Origin of the sequence: Vibrio sp. 10N.261.46.A3 (assembly GCF_041472995.1) — a bacterium.
GTDB lineage: Bacteria > Pseudomonadota > Gammaproteobacteria > Enterobacterales > Vibrionaceae > Vibrio > Vibrio coralliirubri.
In genome coordinates, this window is sequence record NZ_JBFRRH010000191.1 from 1 (window position 1) to 326 (window position 326).

Here is a 326-nt window from a genome sequence, read left to right on the forward strand (position 1 = left end):
GGCGATTTAGGCTCTATTGTTGCTCAGGCGGTAGGCTCGTTTGTTACCACTGAAGGTGCAGACCAAGTAGAGGTTTACGAACTACGCAATATCTCAACGCTGGAAGCGACGCTATCGTCGGGCAATGAAGGTATTAAGATCACTGAAATCACAGGTGCCGCTAACACGACTACTTACCAAGGGGCAACGGACCCAGGTGGAACGCCAATTTTTACACTAGTACTGACTGATGACGGTGCTTATACGTTTACCTTGCTTGGCCCTCTCAATCACGCTACGACACCAAATAACCTCGATACATTAACCATACCGTTTGATGTTGTTGC

The 326-nt window shown here is 47.9% G+C and carries 1 protein-coding gene; it reads left to right on the top strand.

Translation table 11 applies throughout. The annotated features are described in order from the left end of the window. The coding region (locus AB4484_RS26570; RefSeq protein ID WP_372081038.1) for a hypothetical protein at positions 1-326 on the top strand (326 nt) is incomplete at both ends.